24 protein-coding genes and 1 tRNA gene are annotated in these 23843 nt (G+C 56.3%); 15 read left to right on the top strand and 10 right to left on the bottom strand.

The window, feature by feature from the left end; all coding sequences use genetic code 11:
- Positions 1–177: 177 nt before the first annotated feature.
- Genes GOW09_RS16200 through GOW09_RS16190 form a run of 3 tightly spaced genes read right to left on the bottom strand, consistent with a single transcriptional unit; the run spans position 178 to position 2144 of the window.
- Complete coding sequence (locus tag GOW09_RS16200) at positions 178–528, bottom strand: antibiotic biosynthesis monooxygenase (protein ID WP_171119611.1); 351 nt, start codon at positions 526–528, stop codon at positions 178–180.
- 12 nt (positions 529–540) lie between these two features.
- On the bottom strand, positions 541–1311 hold the full coding sequence (locus GOW09_RS16195; protein WP_171119610.1) for a nuclear transport factor 2 family protein: 771 nt from the start codon (positions 1309–1311) through the stop codon (positions 541–543).
- A gap of 38 nt (positions 1312–1349) precedes the next feature.
- On the bottom strand, positions 1350–2144 hold the full coding sequence (locus tag GOW09_RS16190) for a VOC family protein (RefSeq protein ID WP_171119609.1): 795 nt from the start codon (positions 2142–2144) through the stop codon (positions 1350–1352).
- 104 nt (positions 2145–2248) lie between these two features.
- Between GOW09_RS16190 and GOW09_RS16185 the strand changes: the two genes are divergently transcribed.
- Positions 2249–3130, top strand: a complete 882-nt coding sequence (locus GOW09_RS16185; RefSeq protein ID WP_171119608.1) for a LysR family transcriptional regulator — start codon at positions 2249–2251, stop codon at positions 3128–3130.
- 304 nt (positions 3131–3434) lie between these two features.
- On the opposite strand, the gene GOW09_RS16180 is transcribed toward GOW09_RS16185, so the two are convergent.
- Entirely contained in the window at positions 3435–4592 is a 1158-nt protein-coding gene (locus tag GOW09_RS16180) for an AraC family transcriptional regulator (protein ID WP_171119607.1), read from the bottom strand.
- Here GOW09_RS16180 and GOW09_RS16175 point away from each other — a divergent pair.
- On the top strand, positions 4556–5977 hold the full coding sequence (locus GOW09_RS16175; protein WP_171119606.1) for a DUF1254 domain-containing protein: 1422 nt from the start codon (positions 4556–4558) through the stop codon (positions 5975–5977). The two genes, GOW09_RS16180 and GOW09_RS16175, sit on opposite strands and share 37 nt — an antisense overlap.
- A gap of 32 nt (positions 5978–6009) precedes the next feature.
- Positions 6010–7503 carry a DUF1254 domain-containing protein gene (locus GOW09_RS16170; protein WP_174829437.1) on the top strand — a complete coding sequence of 498 codons (1494 nt, stop codon included), beginning with the start codon at positions 6010–6012 and terminating at the stop codon, positions 7501–7503.
- A gap of 460 nt (positions 7504–7963) precedes the next feature.
- Here GOW09_RS16170 and GOW09_RS16165 read toward each other — a convergent pair.
- Positions 7964–8050 (bottom strand) — tRNA-Leu (locus tag GOW09_RS16165).
- Between the two features lie 141 nt (positions 8051–8191).
- Between GOW09_RS16165 and GOW09_RS16160 the strand changes: the two genes are divergently transcribed.
- Entirely contained in the window at positions 8192–8851 is a 660-nt protein-coding gene (locus GOW09_RS16160) for a DsbA family oxidoreductase (protein WP_171119605.1), read from the top strand.
- Between the two features lie 39 nt (positions 8852–8890).
- A complete protein-coding gene (gene lipB, locus GOW09_RS16155; protein WP_171119604.1) occupies positions 8891–9547 on the top strand; it encodes a lipoyl(octanoyl) transferase LipB in 657 nt (218 codons plus the stop codon).
- 315 nt (positions 9548–9862) lie between these two features.
- On the opposite strand, the gene GOW09_RS16150 is transcribed toward lipB, so the two are convergent.
- Positions 9863–10804 carry a cation diffusion facilitator family transporter gene (locus tag GOW09_RS16150; protein ID WP_171119603.1) on the bottom strand — a complete coding sequence of 314 codons (942 nt, stop codon included), beginning with the start codon at positions 10802–10804 and terminating at the stop codon, positions 9863–9865.
- Between the two features lie 83 nt (positions 10805–10887).
- Here GOW09_RS16150 and GOW09_RS16145 point away from each other — a divergent pair, with 83 nt between their 5' ends.
- A complete protein-coding gene (locus tag GOW09_RS16145) occupies positions 10888–11310 on the top strand; it encodes a helix-turn-helix domain-containing protein (protein ID WP_171119602.1) in 423 nt (140 codons plus the stop codon).
- Here the strand turns inward: GOW09_RS16145 and GOW09_RS16140 are convergent, their stop codons facing one another.
- Complete coding sequence (locus GOW09_RS16140) at positions 11311–11730, bottom strand: HIT family protein (protein ID WP_171119601.1); 420 nt, start codon at positions 11728–11730, stop codon at positions 11311–11313.
- Between the two features lie 305 nt (positions 11731–12035).
- Between GOW09_RS16140 and ctaD the strand changes: the two genes are divergently transcribed.
- The 3 genes from ctaD (at position 12036) to GOW09_RS16125 (ending at position 14953) form a co-directional block, all read left to right on the top strand.
- On the top strand, positions 12036–13694 hold the full coding sequence (ctaD, locus tag GOW09_RS16135; RefSeq protein WP_170346621.1) for a cytochrome c oxidase subunit I: 1659 nt from the start codon (positions 12036–12038) through the stop codon (positions 13692–13694).
- Between the two features lie 123 nt (positions 13695–13817).
- On the top strand, positions 13818–14417 hold the full coding sequence (locus tag GOW09_RS16130) for a 2-hydroxychromene-2-carboxylate isomerase (protein ID WP_171119600.1): 600 nt from the start codon (positions 13818–13820) through the stop codon (positions 14415–14417).
- Between the two features lie 44 nt (positions 14418–14461).
- A complete protein-coding gene (locus GOW09_RS16125) occupies positions 14462–14953 on the top strand; it encodes a DUF2244 domain-containing protein (protein ID WP_171119599.1) in 492 nt (163 codons plus the stop codon).
- 18 nt (positions 14954–14971) lie between these two features.
- Here GOW09_RS16125 and GOW09_RS16120 read toward each other — a convergent pair whose 3' ends face one another.
- Positions 14972–15457 (bottom strand): GatB/YqeY domain-containing protein, encoded by a 486-nt coding sequence (locus tag GOW09_RS16120; protein ID WP_152457635.1) that lies wholly within the window; start codon positions 15455–15457, stop codon positions 14972–14974.
- 183 nt (positions 15458–15640) lie between these two features.
- Between GOW09_RS16120 and carA the strand changes: the two genes are divergently transcribed.
- Together carA and GOW09_RS16110 are read left to right on the top strand one after the other, a co-directional pair.
- Positions 15641–16807, top strand: coding sequence for a glutamine-hydrolyzing carbamoyl-phosphate synthase small subunit (carA, locus tag GOW09_RS16115; protein ID WP_171119598.1), 1167 nt, complete (start codon positions 15641–15643; stop codon positions 16805–16807).
- Between the two features lie 81 nt (positions 16808–16888).
- The gene (locus tag GOW09_RS16110; protein WP_171119597.1) at positions 16889–18766 is read left to right on the top strand and encodes a glycosyltransferase; all 1878 of its coding nucleotides are present in this window, start codon (positions 16889–16891) and stop codon (positions 18764–18766) included.
- A gap of 3 nt (positions 18767–18769) precedes the next feature.
- On the opposite strand, the gene GOW09_RS16105 is transcribed toward GOW09_RS16110, so the two are convergent.
- Complete coding sequence (locus tag GOW09_RS16105; RefSeq protein WP_171119596.1) at positions 18770–19417, bottom strand: GntR family transcriptional regulator; 648 nt, start codon at positions 19415–19417, stop codon at positions 18770–18772.
- A 100-nt stretch (positions 19418–19517) separates the two neighbouring features.
- Between GOW09_RS16105 and GOW09_RS16100 the strand changes: the two genes are divergently transcribed.
- From GOW09_RS16100 to GOW09_RS16090, 3 genes are all read left to right on the top strand, one after another.
- On the top strand, positions 19518–20162 hold the full coding sequence (locus GOW09_RS16100; protein ID WP_171119595.1) for a pyrimidine 5'-nucleotidase: 645 nt from the start codon (positions 19518–19520) through the stop codon (positions 20160–20162).
- A gap of 52 nt (positions 20163–20214) precedes the next feature.
- Positions 20215–20496 (top strand): hypothetical protein, encoded by a 282-nt coding sequence (locus GOW09_RS16095; protein ID WP_254442750.1) that lies wholly within the window; start codon positions 20215–20217, stop codon positions 20494–20496.
- Between the two features lie 74 nt (positions 20497–20570).
- On the top strand, positions 20571–21767 hold the full coding sequence (locus tag GOW09_RS16090; RefSeq protein WP_171119593.1) for a UbiH/UbiF family hydroxylase: 1197 nt from the start codon (positions 20571–20573) through the stop codon (positions 21765–21767).
- Between the two features lie 12 nt (positions 21768–21779).
- On the opposite strand, the gene GOW09_RS16085 is transcribed toward GOW09_RS16090, so the two are convergent.
- Positions 21780–22907 (bottom strand): aminotransferase class V-fold PLP-dependent enzyme, encoded by a 1128-nt coding sequence (locus tag GOW09_RS16085; RefSeq protein ID WP_171119592.1) that lies wholly within the window; start codon positions 22905–22907, stop codon positions 21780–21782.
- Between the two features lie 229 nt (positions 22908–23136).
- Between GOW09_RS16085 and GOW09_RS16080 the strand changes: the two genes are divergently transcribed.
- Positions 23137–23838, top strand: a complete 702-nt coding sequence (locus GOW09_RS16080) for a GntR family transcriptional regulator (protein WP_254705361.1) — start codon at positions 23137–23139, stop codon at positions 23836–23838.
- The last annotated feature ends 5 nt before the right edge of the window (positions 23839–23843 follow it).

Here is a 23843-nt window from a genome sequence, read left to right as displayed (position 1 = left end):
CCCTTGCCCCATCAGAACTTCAACCTGCCGTAACTTCGAGACAATCTCTTCGGGCTTCGGTCGCTTGTTTGCCATTCTCAGTCCTCCGTTTCCTAAACATAACGGTGGACCCGTTCAGTTGGGGAGGCTCAGTGTACAGCACCCGTAATTCCTACGGATGCTGTGGAGGTTTATACGCTATCGCGCCAATTCATAGCGTTTCATCGACATTGAGGTTGCGTCGATCATACTCATGAACTTCTCGGCTGCTTGGGCGAAAGCAAAACTGTCCATCGACGCTTGCGCGGCCTCCGCGCTTTCCCAGTTCACCACGACAGCCCATTTGCCGTCCGCGAAGGCCGCTTGGCGTGAGATGAAGCCGGGCTGCTGGCTGACATGCTCTTCTTCGATGGCCTTATCGATCGGTTCGAATTCTTGTGCCGTGACATCTTCTGCGAGGTTCATAGTCACGATCTCAATTACACCAGCATCTTGGGCCATGGCTATACTTCCCAGCATCATCGTTAGAGTGATCAAGAACGTTTTCATGTTGCCGTCCGATCAGAACTTGCCGTTGTCATGGGCCATCTCGGATGGGATGTCTGCGATCACATCCCAGTGCTCGACGATCTTGCCGTCCTCAACGCGGAACAGGTCATAGAACGCGGTCGGTACGCCGCCCAATGTGCCCTCGGATGCGGTGAAGACAAAATTACCCTCGGCCACAACCATGTGCACATCGGAATAGATCATCTGGATGCCCTGATCCGCCATCGCCATCAAAGCGGCGCCCAGACCGTCCAGACCATCAGCGATCTGGCTGTTGTGCTGAATGTAGGTTTCGGCGGACAGGAAGTCGGTGATCCGATCAGTTTCACCACCTTTCAGGATGGTTTCAACGAAATCCGCGACCAGCGCTTTGTTCTCTGCTGTCCTGTCCAGATCAGTGATGTCGGTCGGGCCATCTGTTTGCGTGTGACCGGAAGGGTTTGGCGGGGCGAGCGGAGTCAGATTGTCCCAATGCTCTGCAACCTTTCCATCTTCCACGCGGAAGACGTCGAAGCCAACCAACGTATCTGCGCCAAAAGCCTGCGCATTGTTGTAGGTCGTGTGCAAAACAACCATGTCCCCTTCGGCGATCACGCGGTGAATGTTCACTTCGACCCCACTGTCCTTCAAGCCTGGAATGAAGCCAAGTATGGGGGCTGCACCTGTCGGCACGGCGGGGTTGTGCTGGATGTAGTCCGGCGCCAGCAGTTGCTGCGCTGCGGATGGGTCGAAATTGATAAAAATGGCTTCAACAGCCTCCAGTACGAGTTCTTTGGGGGTCATTGATTTTCTCCTTGTTTTGAAGCGGTGGTGATAGGAATTCACGCGGCGCGGGCTTGCGTCGCGGTGATTTTGAATTCAGTTCCCCACGGGTCGATCAGGCGACCAGGGTTTAGGCTTTCAGGTCCCGCCAGAAGTTCGACACTCGCGAGGCCTGTGCTCCATTCTGTGCGCTTCTTTGCCCCTTTGGATTGCCATTCGTTGACAGCAAGGTGATGGTGGTAACCGCCTGAACCGAACCAACGCGCCGAGGGCAGTTGGAACGTCTGCACCATTCCAATGGCCTGAGTAACAAATCGCGCGGCCTCATCCACGTCTCCAACACGCAGATGGACATGTCCGATGACAGTGCCGCTAGGCGCGCCGTGCCACGGCGTGGCATTTTGCTTCAGCGAATTCAGTTCAAGCGGTTGCGTTGTCATTTGCACTTGCTCGCCGCTGCGCTTCCAGGTCTCGCGCGGCAGGTCCCGGTAGATTTCGATGCCATTCCCCTCCGGATCACTCAAATAGAGAGCTTCGCTAACGCCGTGATGTGATGCGCCATCAAGTTGGAGTCCGCGTTCCTCTACATGGATCAACCAAGCGGCGAGGTCCTGCTGGGTTGGCAGCAAGAAGGCAGTGTGAAACAGCCCGGCTTCGCGCGGGAAAGGCCTGGCTTTGCGGTCCTGGCGGAGCTCGATCAGTGTCCCGTTGCCGGTCCCCAGACAGGCGGTTTCGCCGTTGCGTTCGATCAGGCCAAGGCCAATCACGTCTTCATAAAACGCGGCCATGCCATCAAGGTCGCGCACTGTCAGGGCAACCTGACCAATCGAGATCGGGGCATGTGAACTTGCCATGTTCTTGTCTCCTGCGTTTGAGCTTGAGAAGAACTTAGATGTGGCTTTTGCTCGCTGAAATGGCGATAATTGAGAGTATGTATCGTCATTCTGGAGATAAATGATTGGACCGGATTGATGGAATGCGAAGCTTCGTGGCTGTCGTGGAAACCGGTTCCTTCGCTGCTGCTGGGCAACGCTTGGGGATTTCGAACAAATTGGTGAGCAAGCGTGTCGCCGGGCTCGAAAACCTGCTTGGCATGACGCTCCTTCACCGGACCACGCGCTCAATGTCTCTGTCTCACGAAGGAGAAAAATACCTGGAAGGGGCGCGACGTGTGCTTGCCGAGCTTGAGCAGCTGGAAGCCGAATTCGATACTTCAGGTGGTTTGAAAGGTGTTATTCGCGTTGCGGCACCCCTCACCTATGGCGACACCGCGGTGGCGGTAGCCGCAACTCGTTTTGTTGAAAAACACCCGAGTGTCACGGTCGAGCTGGACCTGTCAGATCACTATGCTGATCTGGCCAAGGGTGGCTTTGACATTGCAATCAGGATTGGGAACCTTGATGACTCAAGCCTGATTGTCCGCAAGCTGGGCGAGACGCACATGAAGGTCGTGGCTGCACCGGCCTATCTTGCAGAGCATGGCACGCCTTCACATCCCGCTGAGCTTTCCGAACACATCTGTATCAGGGATGCGAACAACCCCGAACCGAACCGCTGGCCGTTTCAGGTCGAAGGCCAAACCATACAAGTGCCCGTATCCGGGCCGTTTCTCGCCAATAGCCCTCCTGCCTGTCTCGTGCCAACACGCGCAGGGCGGGGTATCTTTATCTGCCCCGATGTATTCCTCGGGGATGACCTGGAAACAGGGCGGTTGGTCGAGCTGTTCTCTGGAATCCACTCCCGCACGCTCCCGATCCAAGGTGTCCATTTGCCATCAGCTTTTCGCAAACCGCGCGTGAAAGCCTTTGTTGAATTCATGAAGGCCGAAATCAGAGCTTAGGTTCGTCAAAGATTTCGTTCAGAGTTGTTGCACGAGTACCCACTTTTGATAGGCGAACAAAGTGACGCTAAAAAAACTTGGTCGTGCGGTTAAAAGGCGCTTTTGGATTAAACTACAAGAAGGCGCTTGATAACCTGGCGGCGATGATTGCTTAGAAGGTTGAAAAATGGGGCGGTGATGCCGCTATCTCGCTCCGCTTAAGACGTCGGGCAACGATGCTCGAAGTTGCCGTTTCCTTCTTCTTCCATCAGTGACGAGTGGCAGCCCATACAAGACCTTCTAATCGAGAACTCTGTGTCCTATTTTATTTGCGATAAAGAGTGCTTCTGAATTCGGTGGGTGAAATGCCCATTTGCCTTTTAAATGACCGGCTAAAATTATTGGACGTTTCATATCCCAGCGCGGTAGCGATGTCGGATACCGCTTCCGTTGGTAAAGCCAAAAGTTCAGTCGCGCGTTCTATGCGGACTCTATTGATAATATTACGATAACGTCCGCCCTCCGCTTCAAGCCTACGCTGAAGGGTTCGCACTCCTACATCTAGAGAACGCGCAATTGAATCAATCGAAACCGCATCATCATGAAGTTGCTGGCGCGCGAGTTCTGCAACTCGTTCAGAAAGCGTCTCAGGAGGTCCTCCCAGACGCTCCCTAGCTATGTCGTCGACTGTGGTTGGATTTTCGGCGTTGGGTCGACTTGAGCGGCTGGCTTGCAAACAACATCTATCAAACTCGATCCCCAACCGCGGCGCGTCCCAAATAACCGGGCACCTAAACACATCTTCAGCTTCGTTCGCGTTCGTCACTTTGTGGAAATTCAACAGAACGGCACGCGGCGTCCAATTCGCTCCGAGATAAGCTTTAAAAATACTAAGAATGACTCCTATCGCGGAGAAGCCGACATCGGGATAGGCGCGGTGAGATTTAATACCAAAATCGTAGCAAAACCTGGCGGGTGATCCAGGGCTTTCCAACCATGCCCTATCTGTGGACGAGTGAAGCGGCATCACAAAAGAAGCACGATTGAGGGCCGTACCCAAGTTCGGGGCCGAAAGAACATAGCGCCCCCATGCGCCGTACTCTGCGACAGTCAGGTGAGGAGACCAAAAAAGACCGATGTTCTTTAGCCCGGTTGACCAAGCCGCTTCGTGTATGAACGTCGCCAGCGAATGAGCCGAAATATAGCCGGAACGTTCATCCACGAATTTATACGACAGTTCGGCTGCCCTCATCGCGGCGATAAGCCTTCTCTCCCCTGCCACATCCAAGACAAACTGCGGCATTGCTCCAAGTGCTTTCGCCGAAATCATTGGGGGTAAGCTCATGCCAGATTGTCTCGCTTCTACAAGTCCGCTGTCGTGAAATGATACGCATCCCATTTGGCTTTGTGCAATAAATTCACATCCAAGCATACGTGGAGAAAGCAATGTCGAATAACGTTCCCAGAATTGGATGCCTTTCAACTTGGGCCACCGCTGCGATCCTGTTTTTACCCATTAGCGCAAGCGCCGAGATGTCAGACGCACAACGGAACCTGATCGAACGTCGCGCGTGTGAAGCTGCAATTTGGGGCATGCCGGCGGTCGGCGTTTATGACATCGAACTTGCAATCCAGCGCGATGCCGGCGCTGATCGGGGCGTTATCGCCTATATGAGCGAGCCAATGGACAGTCGCCACGGCTTTCTAACGGCCAACGATGTCACGCCCTATGTATTCGGCGGCGGAATCACTGTTGACGAGCCTGTAGTCATTGATGTGCCCCCTGCCGGTGATAAGGCGGCCTTCTTTGGAACCATCGTGAATGCCTGGCAAGTCCCGCTGGCAGACGTCGGAACGACAGGCGAAGATGCGGGGGAAGGTGGCAAATACCTCATCCTTCCGCCTGGTTACGACGGAGACGTACCGTCAGACGGGTACTACGTTCACCAGTCCAACACCTATGGCGTTCATTTTGCTTTCCGTCCAGTTGCAAAAGATGGCGGCACAAGCGCAGACCAGGCCGCATATGCCCAAACGCTCCGAGTCTATGCCTTGTCGGATGCGGACAATCCTCCGGCAACACGGTTCATCGACGTAAAAGAGAACCCCATCAACACGCTGCCTGTATACGACATGACTTTCTTCACTGATCTGAATGCGGTCATTCAGCGCGAGCCTGTTTTGGAGCAAGACAAGGTAATGATGGCGATGCTGGCGTCTCTGGGCATTGTGCGAGGCCATCCTTTTGAACCTGACGAGGAGACACAAGCGGCCATGCTGGATGGTCTCCAATGTGCCTACGATACGATGCAAGAACACTTCATAACGCGCTCTGTCGTGCCTTTGTGGGAAGATCGCCAATGGGGTGTCTGGGCATTCGCCGAAGGCCAACCGGAAGCCGGATTTCCCTATGTTACGACAGATATGGTTTTGATCGACGACCGCGCGGGCGGGTCATATTCTTGGATCACTTACCTGCCCAAAAAGCTCGGTGGAGGCACGTTCTACCTGACAGGTTTAACCGACAGTGATGGCGCCATGCTCAACGGTGAAGATACCTACAAACTGACAGTTCCATCAGACACGCCCGCCGAGGATTTTTGGTCCGTCATTGTATACAGCATGAAAACTAAGGGCTTTGTAAAAGGCAACGAGCGGGTGGGATTGGCGACGCCTGACCTCCCTGACATACAGGTTAACGAAGATGGCTCGGCTGACGTTTATTTCGGCCCAATTGCTCCGGATGGGCTGGAAAGCAATTGGATTCCGACCGGCGAGGACTTTTTCTTGCTTTTTCGTCTCTATGGACCAGCTGAAGGCTGGATAGAAAGCGGTTGGAAACTACCCGATCTGGAAAAAGTGAATTGAATAGTAGACTTATCCCACTAGGAGAAAACGGTATGAAAAGACTGATGTTCGCAGGTGTAGCCGCATTGTCTCTTGCGATCCCGGCCTTAGCACAGGAATACAGTGCAAACGTCCCCGACAGCATCATTGTGCCGGACACAGTGGAAACACGTTTTGGTGCGTTGGAGTATTTCGATGGACTTCCAACGCCAGAAACCGCGAAGTTGTCGTACAACGCGCTTAACTTCGTGCGGGGTATGCAGATTTTCATGGATGGTATGCCCGCCGCATCGACCTATGCGATGTGTCATGGTCTTGAAGAAGGCGCTGGGGTTGATCCGATGAAAATCGGCATCTTTGAAGATTTGTATAACGCGCGTTCGCTACTGCTGACACCCAACACGACAACAATTTATATATTGAACTGTACCGATCTCTCCGAAGGTCCGGTGGTATATGAAGTGCCCGAAGGTATGCTGGGTTTCGTGAACGACGCATACATGCGATACGTCACCGATATCGGTAATGCTGGCCCTGACGAAGGCAAAGGCGGAAAATTTCTGATCGTGCCTCCCGGATTCGAAGGGGATTTGCCGGAAGAGGGCTATTTTATCGTTCAGCCACCAAGCTATCGTAACTGGTTTTTGCTTCGTGCGTTCTACGGGGATGACGGTGTTGAAGCGGCGGTAAAACGGGTCAAAGAAACTTTGCGTGTCTATCGCTGGGAAGACAGAGAGAACCCACCAGAGCAAGAGTTCGTGAATCTAACGGACAAACAGTTCAACACAATCCACGCAAACGATTTCAGCTTTTTCGATGAAATGAAAGCCGTCGTCGATAGCGAAGCCGAAGGTGCGCTGCCGGAAGAGTTGATGGGCGCAATGTTCTCGATAGGGATTCGCAAGGGAGAGCCTTTTGAACCTGATGATGAACTGAAGTCCTTGCTGAGCGAAGCCGTGGCACTTGGCACTGCTGCCGCGAAATCTCTTAACTTTGCCCCACGATCCCGCGCACCTTTCTACTATGACGACGGGTATTGGAAGACCGCGTTTGTCGGGGGCAATCACGAGTTCCAAGCCGGTGACGTCAAAATTCTGGATGCGCGGACTCTGTTCCACTACTACGCGACCGGAATCACGCCTGCGATGGTCGCTCAAAAGGTAGGGGTCGGATCGCAATACGCACTCGCGAATCGCGACAGCGATGGAAACTACTTCGACGGCGGTAAAACTTACTCGGTGACAATTCCCCCAAACCCGCCAGCAAAAGACTATTGGTCATTCGTTGTCTACGACACGCAAACCCGTTCACTTCTCGAAACGGACCAGAAACTTGCAGGGGTCGATAGCAACCAACCCACTTTGGAAGCAAACGAGGACGGCAGTTTTACGGTTTGGTTTGCGCCAGAAGCGCCAGAAGGCAAAGAGGGCAATTGGATACAGACAATGCCCGGAAAATCCTGGTCCACGGTTCTAAGACTCTACGGTCCTTTGGAGCCTTGGTTTGAAGGAACATGGCGGCCCGGTGAGATCACACTAATCGAGTAGATCCTCGCTATCTTGGAGTAGTTTCAAAACAACGAAAAAGGCGACGTGTACTGACAACGTCGCCTTCCCTCTTGCGACCGTTCTGGATCCTCGTACTCGGTTGAGTGCTTTTTGCTTCCGGATTTCACCAGTTCAAACATCAGTTTAAAGAACACCTTCAACTATGGATTATGAAAGATTGAAGGCAAATCGCTTCATAGGTGCGGAAGTGAAATATTGGCAACGCCAAATAGGCCGATAACATACGGACCAATCATTAGGTTCTAAACGTCGAATAGAGGAAAATTACTCAAACTTTGCAAAGTCAGCTTTCTGCGCATTTCAGTCACTATGTCAGCAAGCAGCTGCTATCGATTTTTTCCGTCCACTTCTAGCGGGCACAAGAAGGTGGTCCAAGAGGTGGCCTAATTCTAAACGGATTCAATTATAATATTGTAATAAAACAATTATTTCAATTTTTTGGTGCGGTCGAGAAGACTCGAACTTCCACGGGAGTTACCCCACAGCGACCTCAACGCTGCGCGTCTACCAATTCCGCCACGACCGCACTGCCAATGACTTGGTAAAGCGGCGTATAGACGTTGGTGCGCTCGATGTGAAGAGGCAAAAACGCAGTGGTTTAAATTCCTTCACCACGGGCTTATCTCTGCCACTGGACAACACGCCATTGACCTGACAGGAGCCGCCGATGCCCCCGCCCGAAAACCTCCCGATCGTTCAGATCGATATCGTCTCGGATGTTGTGTGCCCCTGGTGCATTGTCGGGTTTCGACAGCTTGACATGGCGTTGCAGCAACAGGGTGTCCTTGCCCGGCTTCGCTGGCATCCGTTCGAGTTGAACCCGGACATGCCACCCGAAGGCCAGAACCTGCGTGAACATATCATGGCGAAATACGGCTCGACCGCCGAGCAAAGTCAGCAGGCACGGGACAAGCTTACCTCGATCGGGGCCGAGCTCGGCTTTGCCTTCAACTTCGACGATGACAGCAGAATGGTGAACACATTCGCAGCGCATCAGCTGCTGGATTGGGCGGAAACATTCGGCCGACAGCATCCTTTGAAACTGGCTCTGTTCGACGCGTATTTCACAGCGCAGCGGGATGTTTCCGATATGGATGTTCTGCTGGAAGTTGTTCGATCCATCGGGCTGGACGCGGATACGGCGCGACAAGCACTTGAAAGCGGAGAACACATAGCCCCGGTGCGTGAAAAGCAGCTGTTCTGGACCAGCCGGGGAATTTCAGGCGTGCCATCCATGGTTTTTGGCGGGAAATACCTGCTGACCGGCGCACAGGGTTCTGAAACCTATGCCCAGGTGCTGCAACGTTGCCTGTCCGAGGCCGCCTGACCCCTTTTCTTGACCGATTCAGACGGATATGAGACCGGCATGGAATGGAAAATCACCGATGGTCTGACCAGCTATGACGACGCCGTTGCCTTTATGGAGGCGCGCGTCGCCGCAATCGCAAATGGCGAAGCCCAAGAGTGTGTCTGGCTGCTGGAACACCCGCCACTTTATACGGCCGGCACTTCGGCCAGGATCGAGGATCTGACCGACCCCGATCGGTTTCCGGTTTACGCAAGCAAACGCGGCGGCGAATACACCTATCACGGGCCCGGTCAACGTGTGGCCTATGTCATGCTGGATTTGAACAAACGTGGTCGCGACGTGCGTCAGTTTGTGAAACAGCTGGAGACCTGGGTGATCTCGGCGCTGGCGGAATTCAACGTGCAAGGCGAGATCCGTGAAGGGCGCGTGGGGGTTTGGGTTCGGCGTGATGACAAGCCGTTGACAGCGACTGGCAAACCGGCGGAAGACAAGATCGCCGCCATTGGTTTGCGCCTGCGCAAATGGGTCAGTTTTCACGGGATCTCAGTGAATGTCGAACCGGATCTGGAGCATTTTTCCGGCATCGTCCCTTGCGGGATAAGCGAATACGGCGTGACCTCATTGGTCGACCTGGGCTTGCCGGTAACGATGGCAGACCTTGATGCCGCACTGAAAAAGACTTTCGCAGACGTTTTTGGCCCAGTGGCACCCTGAATCCATCTGTCGATCACTGCGCAGCGAATCGCTGCGCGCCACTGTTGCAAACAACAATCCCTGTGGCCGGCTGGCTCTGTTTCCCAGGCGTAAGGCAATTAACCCTGAATTCGGTGGATTTATGGAAGTCTTTAAGCATTTTTTAACTCAGGTAGATACAAAGGCCCCGTTAACGAGTAATATGGAACTGCCAATCAAGAGTGAGTGGTATGTTAACCGGTGATCCAGGGCTCGCCCTCGAAATCCGAGAAGTGTTTGGTTACGAGTCTGCCGTTCCGACCCCAAATCGGAACGGCAATTCTCTTTCAGGCACCGCTATTCTTCCTGGTGGCCAAATCGGGACGAACCGACGCAGGCGCGGCCAGCCTGTTCCAGTTCGAGCGTCGCATGCCCCACCCCGAAACGAACTTGCAGCGTGTGCCTGACACTGTCCCGTACCATTTCGGCATCTGACCACGCGTTCGCATCGATGACCAAATGCGCCGTCAGGGCGGGCTGCCGCTCCTGCATGCTCCACAAATGCACGTGATGCACTTCGGCCACCCCTTCCGTTTCTTCGATCGCCGCGGCAACCTGCTCTGGCTCCAGATCGGGCGGAGCGCCCAGCATCAGAACGCGGACCGTCTCGCCTATCTCTTCTTTGACATGCCACATGATGTAGACCGAGATCAGGATCGTCACCGCCGGGTCCACCCATGTCCAGCCGAACAGGATCACTGCGGTGCCCGCTACGATCACGGCGATTGATCCCAAGGCGTCCGCAACATTATGGATGAATGCGGCCCGGATATTCATGCTGTCCTTGGCCATGGTATACGTCAGCGCAGCGGTTATGAGATCGACCACCAATGCCAGCGCGGCGACCCAGACCACAAGCCATCCGTTGATCGGCTCGGGTTCAAAAAACCGCATGACGCCTTCGTAGAACAGATAGACCGACAACACGATCAACGTAGTGTAATTGACCAAGGCCGCAACGACTTCGGCCCGGCCATAGCCAAAGCTCATCCGAGGATCGGCCGGACGCCGTGCAATCTTGCGGGCAAAAAACGCGATGATCAGCGCAACAGCATCCGAAAAATTGTGCAGCGCATCGGCAATCAACGCCAGAGAACCCGAAATGATGCCCCCGATGACCTGAGCCAATGTCAGGAACATGTTCACCGCAATCGCCCAGGCGACGCGCGCATCGCCAGCGTCTGGATCAATGTGGTTGTGTTGGTGACCATGCCCGGTGTGGGAATGCTGGTGTGCCATATCGTTTCATGTCCCTTGTTACGGCTTCCCAGAGCATGTAATTCCTCTAGCCACTAGAGGTTCAAGAGGTCAAAACCGGAAAAATGTATTCGATCGGGGACTTATCGCGCCGAACCGGAGTGAAAATTCCGACAATCCGGTTCTATGAAGACAAAGGCCTGTTACCCAAACCAGAGCGAACCGCGGGCAATCAACGCCGGTATGACGCAGCCGCGTTGAAACGGCTGATCTTCATTCGCCATTGCCGTGATCTGGGATTGCCACTGGCCGACGTCGTGGGCCTGCTGTCTCTTGAGGGCACCTCTGGCGGCGACCTTAACCGGGCGCACGAAATTGCCCAAAAACAACTGGCCGATCTGCGGGACCGAATTGCCCGACTGCAAAACCTCGAAGCGGAACTGACCCGAATTTCAGCGGCCTGCGACGGGCAGCACGATCATGTCTGTGCCGTGCTGCACGCGTTTCAGGATCATGGCGCATGCATGGGGCCCCATGGCGCCAAATGATCAAGCGAGAGCGGCGCTGATCTTTTTCGCGTGCTCACCGATAAGCTCGAAATCCCCCATCTTGCCCGGCGGGCGCATGGAAACCCCTTCGTGGCGCGGCAGGACGTGGAAATGCAGGTGGAAGACTTCCTGCCCGCCTGCCGCCTCGTTGAATTGCTGAATCGTCACCCCGTCCGCGTCGAATGCAGACTTGACCGCCCGAGCCATCTTCTGCACCGTTTTTGTAACCGCCGTCAGTTGCTCGGGCGTGGCATCCAGTACGTTGCGGCATGGTGTTTTGGGGATCACCAACAGATGCCCGTCCGCGCGCGGCATGATATCCATGAAAGCCAGCGTTTCATCATCCTCGTACACGCGCATGCACGGGATTTCTTCGCGCAGGATTTTGGCAAAGATATTGTCGGGGTCGTAATCAGCCATCTCAAACCTCTGGATTGCGGGTGTTGGCACAGTTCTGAGACGCGCGCGGGCGACGGTCAAGGCGGAACTCTGCCAACGCCCATGCCGCATCGACAGTCCGGGCTTGAATTCTCATCCGCCATGCCCAGATACCCCACGTTCAAAGCCGGAAAATCGTGCGGCACCCGCGTGCCCGCGACAATTAATCTTGATCCAGATCAAACTCGGCCATTGAAGGTGCCTTCTTCACATTCTAAAACCAGCAGGAATCCCGCGCGTTGGAGAGGTCCGACTGCGCGGTGCAGTTGCAACAGGAGGCACCTATAATGGCAGACGCAGCCATTCACGGTCACGACCATGAAGATCAGCGCAGCTTTTTCCAGCGCTGGTTCATGTCGACCAACCACAAGGACATCGGGATTCTGTACCTGGTCGTTTCGGCCCTTGCCGGTCTGATCTCGGTGGCGATGACCGTTTATATGCGGCTCGAGCTGATGCACCCGGGCGTTCAGTACATGTGCCTGGAAGGCTTCATGGCCGACCCGTGCACCCCCAACGGACACTTGTGGAACGTGATGATCACCTATCACGGTGTTCTGATGATGTTCTTCGTTGTCATCCCTGCCCTGTTCGGCGGATTTGGCAACTATTTCATGCCGTTGCAGATCGGTGCGCCGGACATGGCGTTCCCGCGGATGAACAACCTGTCCTTCTGGCTTTATGTCGCCGGCACCTCGCTGGGTGTTGCCTCGCTGCTCAGCCCGGGTGGTAACGATCAGCTCGGCTCGGGTGTGGGCTGGGTTCTGTATCCGCCGCTGTCGACTACCGAAGGCGGCATGTCCATGGACCTGGCGATTTTCGCTGTGCACGTATCGGGCGCCTCCTCGATCCTCGGCGCGATCAACATGATCACCACCTTCCTGAACATGCGTGCCCCTGGCATGACCCTGTTCAAGGTACCGCTGTTCAGCTGGTCGATCTTCGTCACCTCATGGCTGATTCTGCTGTCGCTGCCGGTTCTGGCAGGCGCGATCACCATGCTGCTGATGGACCGCAACTTTGGCTTCACCTTCTTTGATCCGGCCGGTGGCGGTGACCCGATCCTGTATCAGCACATCCTGTGGTTCTTCGGCCACCCGGAAGTGTACATCGTGATCCTGCCTGGTTTCGGCATCATCAGCCACGTGATCGCCACCTTCTCGCGCAAGCCGATCTTCGGCTATCTGCCGATGGTCTGGGCGATTATCGCAATCGGCGTGCTGGGCTTTGTCGTGTGGGCGCACCACATGTACACCGTCGGCATGTCGCTGCGTCAGCAGGCCTATTTCATGCTGGCCACGATGGTCATCGCGGTTCCGACGGGGGTCAAGGTGTTCTCGTGGATCGCCACCATGTGGGGCGGCTCGATCGAGTTCAAGACACCGATGCTGTTCGCCTTCGGCTTCCTGTTCCTGTTCACCGTCGGCGGTGTGACCGGTGTGGTTCTGTCGCAGGCCGGTGTCGACCGTGCCTATCATGACACCTACTATGTTGTGGCACATTTCCACTACGTGATGTCGCTGGGTGCTGTCTTCGCGATCTTTGCTGGGGTGTACTTCTACTTCAGCAAGATGACGGGTCGTCAGTACTCCGAGTTCTGGGGCAAGGTTCATTTCTGGCTGTTCTTCATCGGCGCCAACCTGACCTTCTTCCCGCAGCACTTCCTGGGCCGTCAGGGCATGCCGCGCCGTTACATCGACTACCCCGAGGCATTCGCCCAGTGGAACTTCGTTTCGTCGATCGGCGCGTTTATCTCGTTCGCCTCGTTCCTGCTCTTCTTCGGGATCGTGTTCTACGCCCTGTTCCGTGGTGCGAAAGAGACACGTCCGAACCCGTGGAATGAATACGCGGATACGCTGGAATGGACCCTGCCGACACCGCCGCCCGAACACACGTTCGAGCAGCTGCCCAAGCAGGAAGACTGGGACAAAGGCCACGCGCACTGATCCCGATCTGATCCCAAAAAAACCCCGCCCAAGTGGCGGGGTTTTCGTTTTCCACTTCTGTCGGTTCGCCAAGTGTACCAAAATCCGCTATGATACCCCCACAGAACAGTCGGAGGATCGGCAATGCCGGAAATCGACTTTTGGTATTCAATCGGCAGCACTTACAGCTTCCTTACCGTGATGCGGCTGGACGACTGGTGCGCAGAACATGACGCCACCGTTAACTGGCGGCCCTTTAATGTGCGCACGGTCATGTCAGCCCAGCAGAATATCCCGTTCGCCGGAAAACCCGAAAAATCCGCATATATGTGGCGTGATATCGAACGTCGCTGTGCCAAGTATCACATCCACGCCAGCCTGCCCGCACCCTATCCGATTTCCGATCTTGCCCTGGCCAATCAGGTCGCTCTGCTTGGTATGATGGACGGATGGGGCAAGTCATTTACCCAGAACCTATACCGCATCTGGTTCGAGGATGGCGTCGAGGCGGGCAGCGAAAGCGCCCTGTCCGAAGCTTTGCTACGGTGCCAGCAGGACCCTCGTCTGACACTGGCCCGCGCGCGCAGCCCGGATATCGTCACCGCGCTGGAAGCTGAAACAGACGTCGCTGTGAAACTGGGTGTTTTCGGCGCCCCCAGCTTCGTGGTGAGGCAAGAGGTGTTCTGGGGCGACGACCGTTTGGATGACGCCTTGTCCTGGGCGCGTGTGGGCCACGTGGTCTGATCAAAATCCGTCGACATGAGGCGGCACTGCGATATGTTTCCGGTATGCCGTACAAATGGAATCAGACATCCGAAACCGAACAGGAACTGCGCCTCTGGCCGCATAACTCTCTGCCGCGACGTGGGGCGATGATTGCCATCCTTTCCGTATTTCTGTTCGGTTTGATCCCATTGTTGGCCGTGCTTGGGTCGGTCGTGTTGTGGGGCCTGTTACCGTTTCTCCTGTTGACGGTGCTTGGGCTTTGGCTGGCGATTCAGGCGAACTATCGCGCGCGCAGTGCGTTTGAGGTTTTCACCTTGTCCGGTTCACAAGCCCGCCTGGTGCATCACACTCCGGGCAAAGACCAACAGGAATGGTCGTGCAATCGCTATTGGGCACGACCTGAAATGTACGAAAGAGGCGGCCCGGTTCCACACTATGTCACGCTCGTCGGAGACGGGCGTGAAGTAGAAATCGGGGCGTTTTTGTCGGAAGATGAGCGCATCACGCTCTATGACGATTTGGCCAGGAAACTGCGCGACCCTGTCGCGCAGTAGGTGTTTCAGCCTGATGTCTCAGCAGTCGCCGTTTGACGCGGCGCAGAGGTGGTCCTTGACCATAGGCCCGACCTTGCCGAAATCCATCTGTCCGGTATAACGGGTTTTCAACTCGCCCATGACCTTGCCCATGTCGCGAATGGAACCGGCACCGGTCGAAGTGATCGCAGCCTGAATCGCCTTTGACACCTCATCATCATCCAACTGTTTGGGCAGAAACTCTTCGATGACGGCGACTTCCTGCATCTCGCGCTCGGCTAGGTCCAGGCGACCACCCTCTTCATAGGCACGCGCACTTTCCTTGCGTTGCTTGGTCATTTTTCCAAGAATTTCAAGCACCTCTGCATCACCACAGCCTTTGACTTCTTCATTGTCCGAGGCGCGCGCGGCGATGTCGCGGTCCTTGATGGCCGCGTTGATCAACCGCAGTGTCGACAGACGCTCGGCTGCTTTGTCTTTCATTGCTTGCTTCAGGGCGGCATTCACCCGTGATCGCATGTCCATTTGGCTTGTCCATCCCCATGACAACGGAACCCCGAACATATCTAAACAAAAAGCGCGTTACAACCAGGGGCGAACAAGCTTAACCCATTGAAAAATAACGATAGCCCAAAAATTGAACAGACTTGACCCAAGCGCTTAACCCCCTTAGGTATGCGCCGGTTTACCTTGCAGGAGAGTCGCGCCATGGCCCAGAACGCCCCGTCCAAGCCCACCGCATGTCTGGCATTGGCCGACGGAACGCTGTTTTACGGCATCGGTTTCGGTGCAACCGGACAGACCGTGGCAGAACTCTGCTTCAACACAGCGATGACCGGATATCAGGAAATCATGACCGATCCATCCTATGCCGGGCAGATCGTCACCTTTACCTTCCCCCATATCGGCAATGTCGGCGTGAACCCCGAAGATGACGAAACCGCTGATCCGGTTGCCGCTGGCATGGTCGTCAAATGGGGTCCGACCCAGCCGTCCAACTGGCGCTCGGCCGAAGAACTCAAGGGCTGGCTTGCCCGCCGTGGACGCATCGCCATCGGCGGCGTCGATACCCGCCGTCTGACCCGCGCCATTCGCCAGCAAGGCGCGCCGCATGTGGCGCTGGCTCATGATCCCGAGGGTAATTTCGACATCGAAGAACTGGTAGCTGCGGCCCGCGGCTTTGCCGGGCTGGAGGGGATGGACTTGGCCAAGGATGTCACCTGTGCCCAAAGCTACCGCTGGGATGAAATGCGCTGGGCGTGGCCGGAAGGATACAAGCGGCAAGAGGCCCCCGCCCACAAAGTCGTGGCTGTCGACTATGGAGCAAAGCGCAATATTCTGCGCTGTCTCGCCTCGGCTGGATGTGATGTAACCGTGCTGCCAGCAACGGCAACCGCTGCCGAAGTGCTGGCCCATCAGCCGGATGGCGTTTTCCTGTCGAACGGTCCCGGCGACCCGGCCGCAACGGGTGCCTATGCTGTGCCGATGATCAAGGAAATTCTGGACACAACCGATCTGCCCGTCTTTGGTATCTGCCTTGGCCACCAGATGCTTGCGCTGGCGTTGGGCGGTCAGACAGTCAAGATGAACCACGGCCACCACGGCGCGAACCATCCGGTCAAGGATCTGGAAACCGGCAAGGTCGAAATCACTTCGATGAATCACGGTTTTGCCGTGGACGCACAATCTTTGCCGGAAGGCGTGGTCGAGACCCACAGATCGCTGTTTGACGGCTCGAACTGCGGGATTCGCATGACTGACAGACCTGTATACTCGGTACAATACCACCCCGAAGCGTCGCCCGGACCCCAGGACAGTTTTTACCTGTTCGAACGTTTCGCCGAAGCGATGGAAAAGAAAAAAGGGCAGGCATAAACCCTTAAGTTACCAGAGTTAACGGCACATTAACCTTGTTTGATCAACCCTGAGCGCAGGTAACTGTGCCAGGGTTTTTTAATGGTTGAACTTAACCTTCAGGATTTTACAAACGCGTCCCCGATCCCGGCGCCCGGATTTCGCAAACCGCTGGGCACTTGCCTGCTGGAAGCCAATGTCATCACGTGCTCGCAACTGGACCATGCGTTGAGCTTGCAGACCAGGCAGAAAGCGCCGCTTGGCGAGATTCTGGTTGGCGAGGGGTATGCCACCAGGCAGGACGTTCTGAAAGCTCTGTCCACGCAGTTCGGGTGGCAGATCGCGGACCTCGAACAAATTCCAACGATGCCCGGATTGTGTGACCTGAAGCCGGTAGATTTCTGGCTTGAGCACAATGTCATTCCCTGGATGCGCATCGGCCCGTTGCTTTTGGTCGCCACTGCCCGGCCCGACCGTTTTGCAACCGTGGCAGCCGAGATGCAGGATTGCGACTATTCCATCCTGCCGGTTCTTGCGGATTCTCATCAGATCGACCAGGTAATTGCACAGCACTTCTCGCGGACACTCGCAAAAGCGGCCGAAACCCGTGTGAACGCGGAACAAAGCTGTCGCAACTGGACCGCCGGGTCCCGGCTCGTATCATCTGCGGCAACGCTGGGTGTGCTGTGTCTTTCTGCCCTGTTCCCCTCGATTGGATTGATGGTTTTGTTGGGCGCGGCCGTAGGCAGTTTGGTTCTTTTTGCAGCCTTTCGGATAATGGGCGCCCTGGCCTGCCTCAGCGACCGCATGAAAAAGCCGACCGAGCCAACAGAGGCGGCGATCGCGCTGCGTCACCCCTGCGTGTCCATCATGGTGCCGTTGTACAAGGAGCGAGAAATCGCGAGTGCTCTGGTGCAACGGCTTCAAAGGCTGACCTATCCCAAAGCGCTGCTGGACGTCATTCTCGTGCTTGAGGCGACGGATGACGTGACGCGCGACGCCCTTGCGCGAGTGGCTCTGCCCAGTTGGATGCGTGTTGTTGAAGTCCCCGAACTGAACGGGTTGACCACCAAACCGCGCGCCATGAATTACGCGCTGGACTTTTGCCGCGGTGACATCGTTGGCGTTTGGGATGCCGAAGACGCACCACAGCCGGATCAGATCGAACGTGTGGTTGCGCATTTCACCCAAGCTTCGCCCGAGGTGGTTTGCCTGCAAGGTGTTTTGGATTACTACAACCCTCGCACGAACTGGCGGTCACGCTGTTTTACCATCGAATACAACAGCTGGTTTCGCGTGATCCTGCCGGGCATCGCGCGGATGGGGCTGGTCGTACCGCTTGGGGGAACGACGTTCTTTTTCCGCCGCGAAAAGCTCTTGGAACTGGGCGGCTGGGACGCCCACAATGTCACCGAAGATGCCGATTTGGGCGTGCGGCTTTGCCGGGCGGGTTACCGGACCGAGATGGTGGACACCGCCACCTTCGAAGAGGCGAATTTCCGTGCCTGGCCGTGGGTGAAGCAACGCTCACGCTGGCTCAAGGGGTTCATGGTCACCTATCTTGTGCACATGCGGGACCCGCGGAAACTGTATGCTGATTTGGGTGCGGCCAAGTTTATCGGCCTACAGGCGTTCTTTCTGGGCACTCTGGGTCAGTTCCTGCTGGCCCCTGTTCTATGGATTTTCTGGTTGTACGCCCTGGGCATGCCCAATCCGATGGAGCAGATCCTGCCGCAGCAGATCACGACGGCGCTGATCTGGCTGTTTCTGGCGACCGAGGCTCTGAACATATGCGTCGGGATCATCGCTGTATCCGCGCGTGAACGGCGGTTTTTGCTGCCGTGGGTCCCGACGATGTGTTTGTATTTCCCTCTGGGGGTGGTTGCCGGCTACAAAGCCCTGTGGGAACTGGCGACAAATCCGTTTTTTTGGGACAAAACCCAACACGGGCAGGCCAGCGAAGACGTTCCGCTGACCTGACGTTCATTTGTCGCGACGACTGGCATCCTGTTTCAGACGCGTCATGAAGGCGACCGAAATATGTTCCTTCAACGCCTGCCCTGCAGCCTCCTCGTCTCGGGCTGCGATGGCATCGACGATTCCCTTATGCTCACTTTGCGCAATCTCACCACGCCCCTGAACTGCCAGCGAAGTGGTCGCCATCAGGGCCATCGTCCGGTGAACCAGATCAAGCTGCTGAACCAGATAGCGGTTGTGTGACGCCAGATGAATCTGTTCGTGAAACCGTCGGTTGGCGCGCGACAAGGCCGTTGGGTCATCGATCAGCTTGTCATCTTCGACGACCATGTCCTGAAGAACCTTGATTTCTTCTTCGGTGGCGTGTTTTGCGGCAAGGCGCGCAGCCAGCCCCTCAAGTTCCCGGCGCACGATGTAAAGCTCGGCCATCTGGTTGTGATCCAGGGATGCGACGATCAACGACCGCCCGTCCCGTTCCAGCAGAGACTGGGTTTCCAAACGTTGCAACGCTTCGCGGATCGGGGTGCGTGACACTCCGAAACGGTCTGCCAGTTCGCTTTCGACCAACCGATCACCGGGCTTGTAGACGCCCACATCGATGGCTTCCAGGATAAGGCTGTAGGCGTCCTTGGTCGGGGATCGGGTCTGGCTCATGGGATCGTTTGTCTCCTCGTTCGGACATGTCTAGCCGTGACAGGGGGCGGCGATCAAGTACAGCATTGAAAACCGACCGACTGCGCCCTAAACCCAAGCCATGGTCAAACCTTCGTTTAGTCATGTCACACAATGGGTGTTCGATCTGGACAACACCCTGTACCCACCGCATATGCGGCTGTTCGATCAGATAGAAGTTCTGATGACGGATTATGTGGTGCAAGCCATCGGTGTTGACCGGGCCGAGGCCGACCGGCTGCGCGCGCATTACTGGCGGGAATACGGGACCACGCTGGCCGGGTTGATGGCCGAACATGATCTGGACCCCGACCCCTACCTGCACGCGGTACATCAGGTTGACATGAGCCACATGGACCCGGATGCGGAACTGGCCGATCATATCCGCGCCCTTCCCGGCCGGCGGATCGTCTACACCAACGGCAGCGCGCCCTATGCGGAACGGGTCCTTGAGGCACGCGGCCTGACAGGCCTGTTCGACGCGATATACGGTGTTGAACATGCAGGGTACCGACCAAAACCCGAAAAAGCCGCGTTCGAAGCGGTTTTTGAAAAGGACGGCCTTCAGACCGAAATAGCGGCCATATTCGAAGATGAACCACGCAATCTCGCGGCCCCACACGAGATGGGAATGCGCACGGTTCATGTTTCTCCCGACCCGCATGAAGCCGATCACATCCACCATCACACGGACGATCTGACCGCGTTTCTGGCGCGCCTGCGATAGGCTGTCACAGTGCGACGATCTGCACGTTCTGCACACCCATCTGCGTCCTTATATGCGCTGCAGCGACGAACAGATGGAGACCCCGATGAGCGTGATTGAGATGCCGCTGCGCCTGCCGATCTGGCAGCGCCTTTTCTTCGCAATTCCCGTCTTTGGATGGCTGGCGCGCGACGCTGTCAACGCCAAGGCAGAAGACTTGTATTACACCGCCGCTGCGATTTTCAGCATGTGGGGCTGTTCCATAATGTTGTTCGGCCTTCCCGGCCTCTACATCCCTGCCCTTATGATGGTGCCGCTGATGTTTCTTATCCTCATCCTGATTTCACGGGGCTGAAATACGGGACAGGATGTCACTTGGCACTCGGGGCAGATCCGAACTAGGTTCTGCCCAGAATGATGAGAGGCGCCATGTCCGACAGCTGTGACATCCTGATTTCCGGTGGCGGGATCGCCGGTATGACCGCTGCGGCGGTATTCGGAACGGCAGGTTTTGAAGTGATCTGCGTTGATCCGAGCCCTCCAATCACCGAGCGGGACGTGGACGGGTCAGACCTGCGTACGACGGCTTTCTTGCAGCCTGCGCGCGGCCTGCTGGAACAATGCGGTCTGTGGGCAAGACTGGATGCACAGGCGGCTCCGTTGCAAGTCATGCGGATCGTTGACGCCGGGGGCGACTTGCCCGAGCCACGCGTCGTCCGCGACTTCAACGCGGCCGACATCTCCGAACAACCTTTCGGCTGGAACCTGCCCAACTGGCTGTTGCGCCGTGAAATGGTGGCACGACTGGCCGAGTTGCCAAATGTCGATTTCCGTCCCGGCACCGCGACCACCAGCCTGTTTACCCGAACCGCCGAGGCCCGCGTGAGCCTGAGTGATGGCAGCCGCGTCCGGTGCAAGCTTGTGCTTGCTGCCGATGGTCGCAACTCGCCAATGCGCGAAGCAGCCGGCATCAAGGTGCACACAACACGATATGGGCAAAAGGCGCTGGCATTTGCGGTGACGCACCCAATTCCACACGAGAATGTTTCGACCGAAATTCACAGATCCGGGGGGCCGTTCACGCTGGTGCCTCTACCGGACTGGAACGGGCAGCCCTCGTCCGCCATCGTCTGGATGGAACGCGGACCGAAGGCCGTTGAACTCCTTAACCTGGAACCCGAGGCTTTCGAGGCCGCCATGACCTCTCGGTCCTGCGGGTTGTTCGGCCCGCTGAAATTGGCATCCCGCAGAACGATCTGGCCCATCATCAGCCAATCGGCTGAACGGCTGGCGGGTGAACGCATCGCGCTGATGGCCGAGGCGGCGCATGTGGTGCCTCCCATCGGGGCACAAGGATTGAACATGTCTCTGGGTGACCTGCGTTGCCTGCTGGATTTGGCACAGGCCCGGCCCGAAGGTCTGGGAGACGAGCAGATGCTGGGTGCCTATCACAAGGCCCGTCACACCGAGATCGAGATGCGCGTCAAAGGCATTGATCTGCTGAACCGCGCCTCGATGATCGAGACGCGGCCGCTGCGGGATGCACGGGCGATGGGGCTGAGCGCGCTCTATTCCCTGCCACCAGTGCGCAAGACTTTGATGCAGATGGGCCTCGGCGTTCGCTAAGGCCCGGTCCGCTTACAGAACCTGATCCAGCACCCGTTTCAAACGCGCGATGGTGCCGTCCACGTCGTACAGCTTGTCAAGCCCGAACAGACCCAACCGGAACGTGCTGAACCCTTCGGGCTCATCACATTGCAACGGAACACCCGCGGCAATCTGCATGCCAAGTGCCGCAAATTTCTTGCCGTTCTGGATTTCGGGATCCGAGGTGTAGCTGACCACAACTCCGGGCGCGCCGAAACCGTCGGCCGCAACCGAAACGACACCCTTGTCCTTGAGCATCGATCGCACACCGTCACCCAGCGCCCACTGCGCCGCACGCAACTTTTCGAACCCGTATTCACGAGTCTCTGCCATGGTGTCGCGGAAGGCCAGCAACGCATCGGTAGGCATCGTGGCGTGGTAGGCGTGGCCGCCGTTTTCATAGGCTTGCATGATCTGCCGCCATTTCTCCAGATCAAGGGCGAAACTGTCGGAACTGGTCTGCTCCAGACGTGCCTCTCCGCGTTCAGACAACATGACCAGACCGGCACATGGCGAGGCGCTCCACCCTTTCTGCGGCGCCGAGATCAGAACATCGACACCGGTGGCTTTCATGTCCACCCAGGCGCAACCCGACGCAATGCAATCCAACACCATCAACGCACCCGCCTCATGCGCCGCGCTTGCCAGCGCGGTCACATAGTCATCCGGCAGAATAACCCCCGCCGACGTTTCAACATGCGGAGCAAAAACAACACCGGGCTTTTGTTCGCGAATCGCGGCGACGACCTCTTCGATCGGAGCAGGCGCAAAAGGCGATGGGCTGGAATTGCCAGTCTCGCGCGCCTTCATGACCGTGGTCGAGTTGTTCAGAGACCCGCTTTCAATGATCTGGCTCCACCGGTACGAGAACCATCCATTGCGAACCACCAGCACATCTGCGCCGCGCGCGAACTGTCGGGCGACCGCTTCCATGGCATAGGTTCCACCGCCGGGAACAACGGCGACGCCATCCGCGTTGTACACGCCCTTCAACATATCCGAAATGTCGCGCATCACCTGCTGAAACTTCTGCGACATATGGTTCAGCGAGCGGTCGGTAAATACGACCGAGAATTCTTCGAGCCCGTTCGGGTCAACGGTTTCCAGCAAGCCTGGCATGGCGCATCCTCTCCAAAGCGTTTTCGAAGTCTTGTCCGCTTTGTCAGTTCGGGTAAAGCCCCTTCGCGGCAAAAATTTGACCCAACGTAAAGCTTAACAAACACTTAATTTTTTTCGCTAAATTCGTGAAAGCACGAAAATGACGCCAACCAGTGTCACTTCCCCTTTACACTTCTACTTGCTTCTGAACAGATGCGCACACTTTATACTTGAAGGGATAGATTCACCCGTGACGATACAAAAGCGGATTAGCTTCCAGTTCGTTCGAGACGAAGTAAAACGACGCATTGAAAGCCGTGTCTGGCCACAAGGATCGCTTTTGCCGACAGAGACCCAGCTGGCAGAGGAGTTCAATTGCGCCCGGGCCACTGTGAACAGAGCCTTGAGAGAACTGGCCGACCAGGGCTTTGTCGAGCGCAAACGCAAGAGCGGCACACGTGTCAAGAAAGAGCCCAGCAAACACGCCAAACTCGAATTGTCACTGGCGCGGCAAGTGGTCGAAAGCCAGAATGCAAACTATCGTTATGCGCTTGTTGAAAGGAATGTCGTCACCAGCCCAGGATGGCTTTCCTCGCAGATCAACGTGGCACCGGATGCGCGTGTTCTACATGTAATCTGTATGCACTATGCGGACAATCGGCCCTTTCAGATGGAAGAACGATGGATCAACATCGAGGCCGTACCTGATGTGGAGGACGCGGACCTGTTCGAACAGGGGCCACATGAATGGCTGTTGACGGCCGCACCTTTCACCGATGCCGAGGTCGCTTTCTGTGCCATTTCCGCAGATGCGCGACTGGCAGAATTCATGGGCACCACGGCGGGAACATCCATGATTCAAATGGAGCGCACCACCTGGAAAGAAGACAGGCCGCTTACCTTTGCGCGTATGACGCATCATCCGGGCTATTGCATCCGCACCAAGTACTGACACTG

Source organism: Ruegeria sp. HKCCA5463 (assembly GCF_013034175.1).
In the GTDB taxonomy this organism is placed as follows: Bacteria; Pseudomonadota; Alphaproteobacteria; order Rhodobacterales; family Rhodobacteraceae; genus Ruegeria.
Note: the sequence above shows the minus strand (reverse complement) of the source record. Positions and strands in the feature narration are given on the sequence as shown.

Bases quoted from the DNA above. Each gene is read 5' to 3' on its own strand.
- GOW09_RS16200 (WP_171119611.1), bottom strand. From the start codon at position 528: ATGAAAACGTTCTTGATCACTCTAACGATGATGCTGGGAAGTATAGCC.
- GOW09_RS16195 (WP_171119610.1), bottom strand. From the start codon at position 1,311: ATGACCCCCAAAGAACTCGTACTGGAGGCTGTTGAAGCCATTTTTATC.
- GOW09_RS16190 (WP_171119609.1), bottom strand. From the start codon at position 2,144: ATGGCAAGTTCACATGCCCCGATCTCGATTGGTCAGGTTGCCCTGACA.
- GOW09_RS16175 (WP_171119606.1), top strand. From the start codon at position 4,556: ATGTCGAATAACGTTCCCAGAATTGGATGCCTTTCAACTTGGGCCACC.
- GOW09_RS16170 (WP_174829437.1), top strand. From the start codon at position 6,010: ATGAAAAGACTGATGTTCGCAGGTGTAGCCGCATTGTCTCTTGCGATC.
- GOW09_RS16160 (WP_171119605.1), top strand. From the start codon at position 8,192: ATGCCCCCGCCCGAAAACCTCCCGATCGTTCAGATCGATATCGTCTCG.
- lipB (WP_171119604.1), top strand. From the start codon at position 8,891: ATGGAATGGAAAATCACCGATGGTCTGACCAGCTATGACGACGCCGTT.
- GOW09_RS16150 (WP_171119603.1), bottom strand. From the start codon at position 10,804: ATGGCACACCAGCATTCCCACACCGGGCATGGTCACCAACACAACCAC.
- GOW09_RS16145 (WP_171119602.1), top strand. From the start codon at position 10,888: ATGTATTCGATCGGGGACTTATCGCGCCGAACCGGAGTGAAAATTCCG.
- GOW09_RS16140 (WP_171119601.1), bottom strand. From the start codon at position 11,730: ATGGCTGATTACGACCCCGACAATATCTTTGCCAAAATCCTGCGCGAA.
- ctaD (WP_170346621.1), top strand. From the start codon at position 12,036: ATGGCAGACGCAGCCATTCACGGTCACGACCATGAAGATCAGCGCAGC.
- GOW09_RS16130 (WP_171119600.1), top strand. From the start codon at position 13,818: ATGCCGGAAATCGACTTTTGGTATTCAATCGGCAGCACTTACAGCTTC.
- GOW09_RS16125 (WP_171119599.1), top strand. From the start codon at position 14,462: ATGCCGTACAAATGGAATCAGACATCCGAAACCGAACAGGAACTGCGC.
- GOW09_RS16120 (WP_152457635.1), bottom strand. From the start codon at position 15,457: ATGGACATGCGATCACGGGTGAATGCCGCCCTGAAGCAAGCAATGAAA.
- carA (WP_171119598.1), top strand. From the start codon at position 15,641: ATGGCCCAGAACGCCCCGTCCAAGCCCACCGCATGTCTGGCATTGGCC.
- GOW09_RS16110 (WP_171119597.1), top strand. From the start codon at position 16,889: ATGGTTGAACTTAACCTTCAGGATTTTACAAACGCGTCCCCGATCCCG.
- GOW09_RS16105 (WP_171119596.1), bottom strand. From the start codon at position 19,417: ATGAGCCAGACCCGATCCCCGACCAAGGACGCCTACAGCCTTATCCTG.
- GOW09_RS16100 (WP_171119595.1), top strand. From the start codon at position 19,518: ATGGTCAAACCTTCGTTTAGTCATGTCACACAATGGGTGTTCGATCTG.
- GOW09_RS16095 (WP_254442750.1), top strand. From the start codon at position 20,215: ATGCGCTGCAGCGACGAACAGATGGAGACCCCGATGAGCGTGATTGAG.
- GOW09_RS16090 (WP_171119593.1), top strand. From the start codon at position 20,571: ATGTCCGACAGCTGTGACATCCTGATTTCCGGTGGCGGGATCGCCGGT.
- GOW09_RS16085 (WP_171119592.1), bottom strand. From the start codon at position 22,907: ATGCCAGGCTTGCTGGAAACCGTTGACCCGAACGGGCTCGAAGAATTC.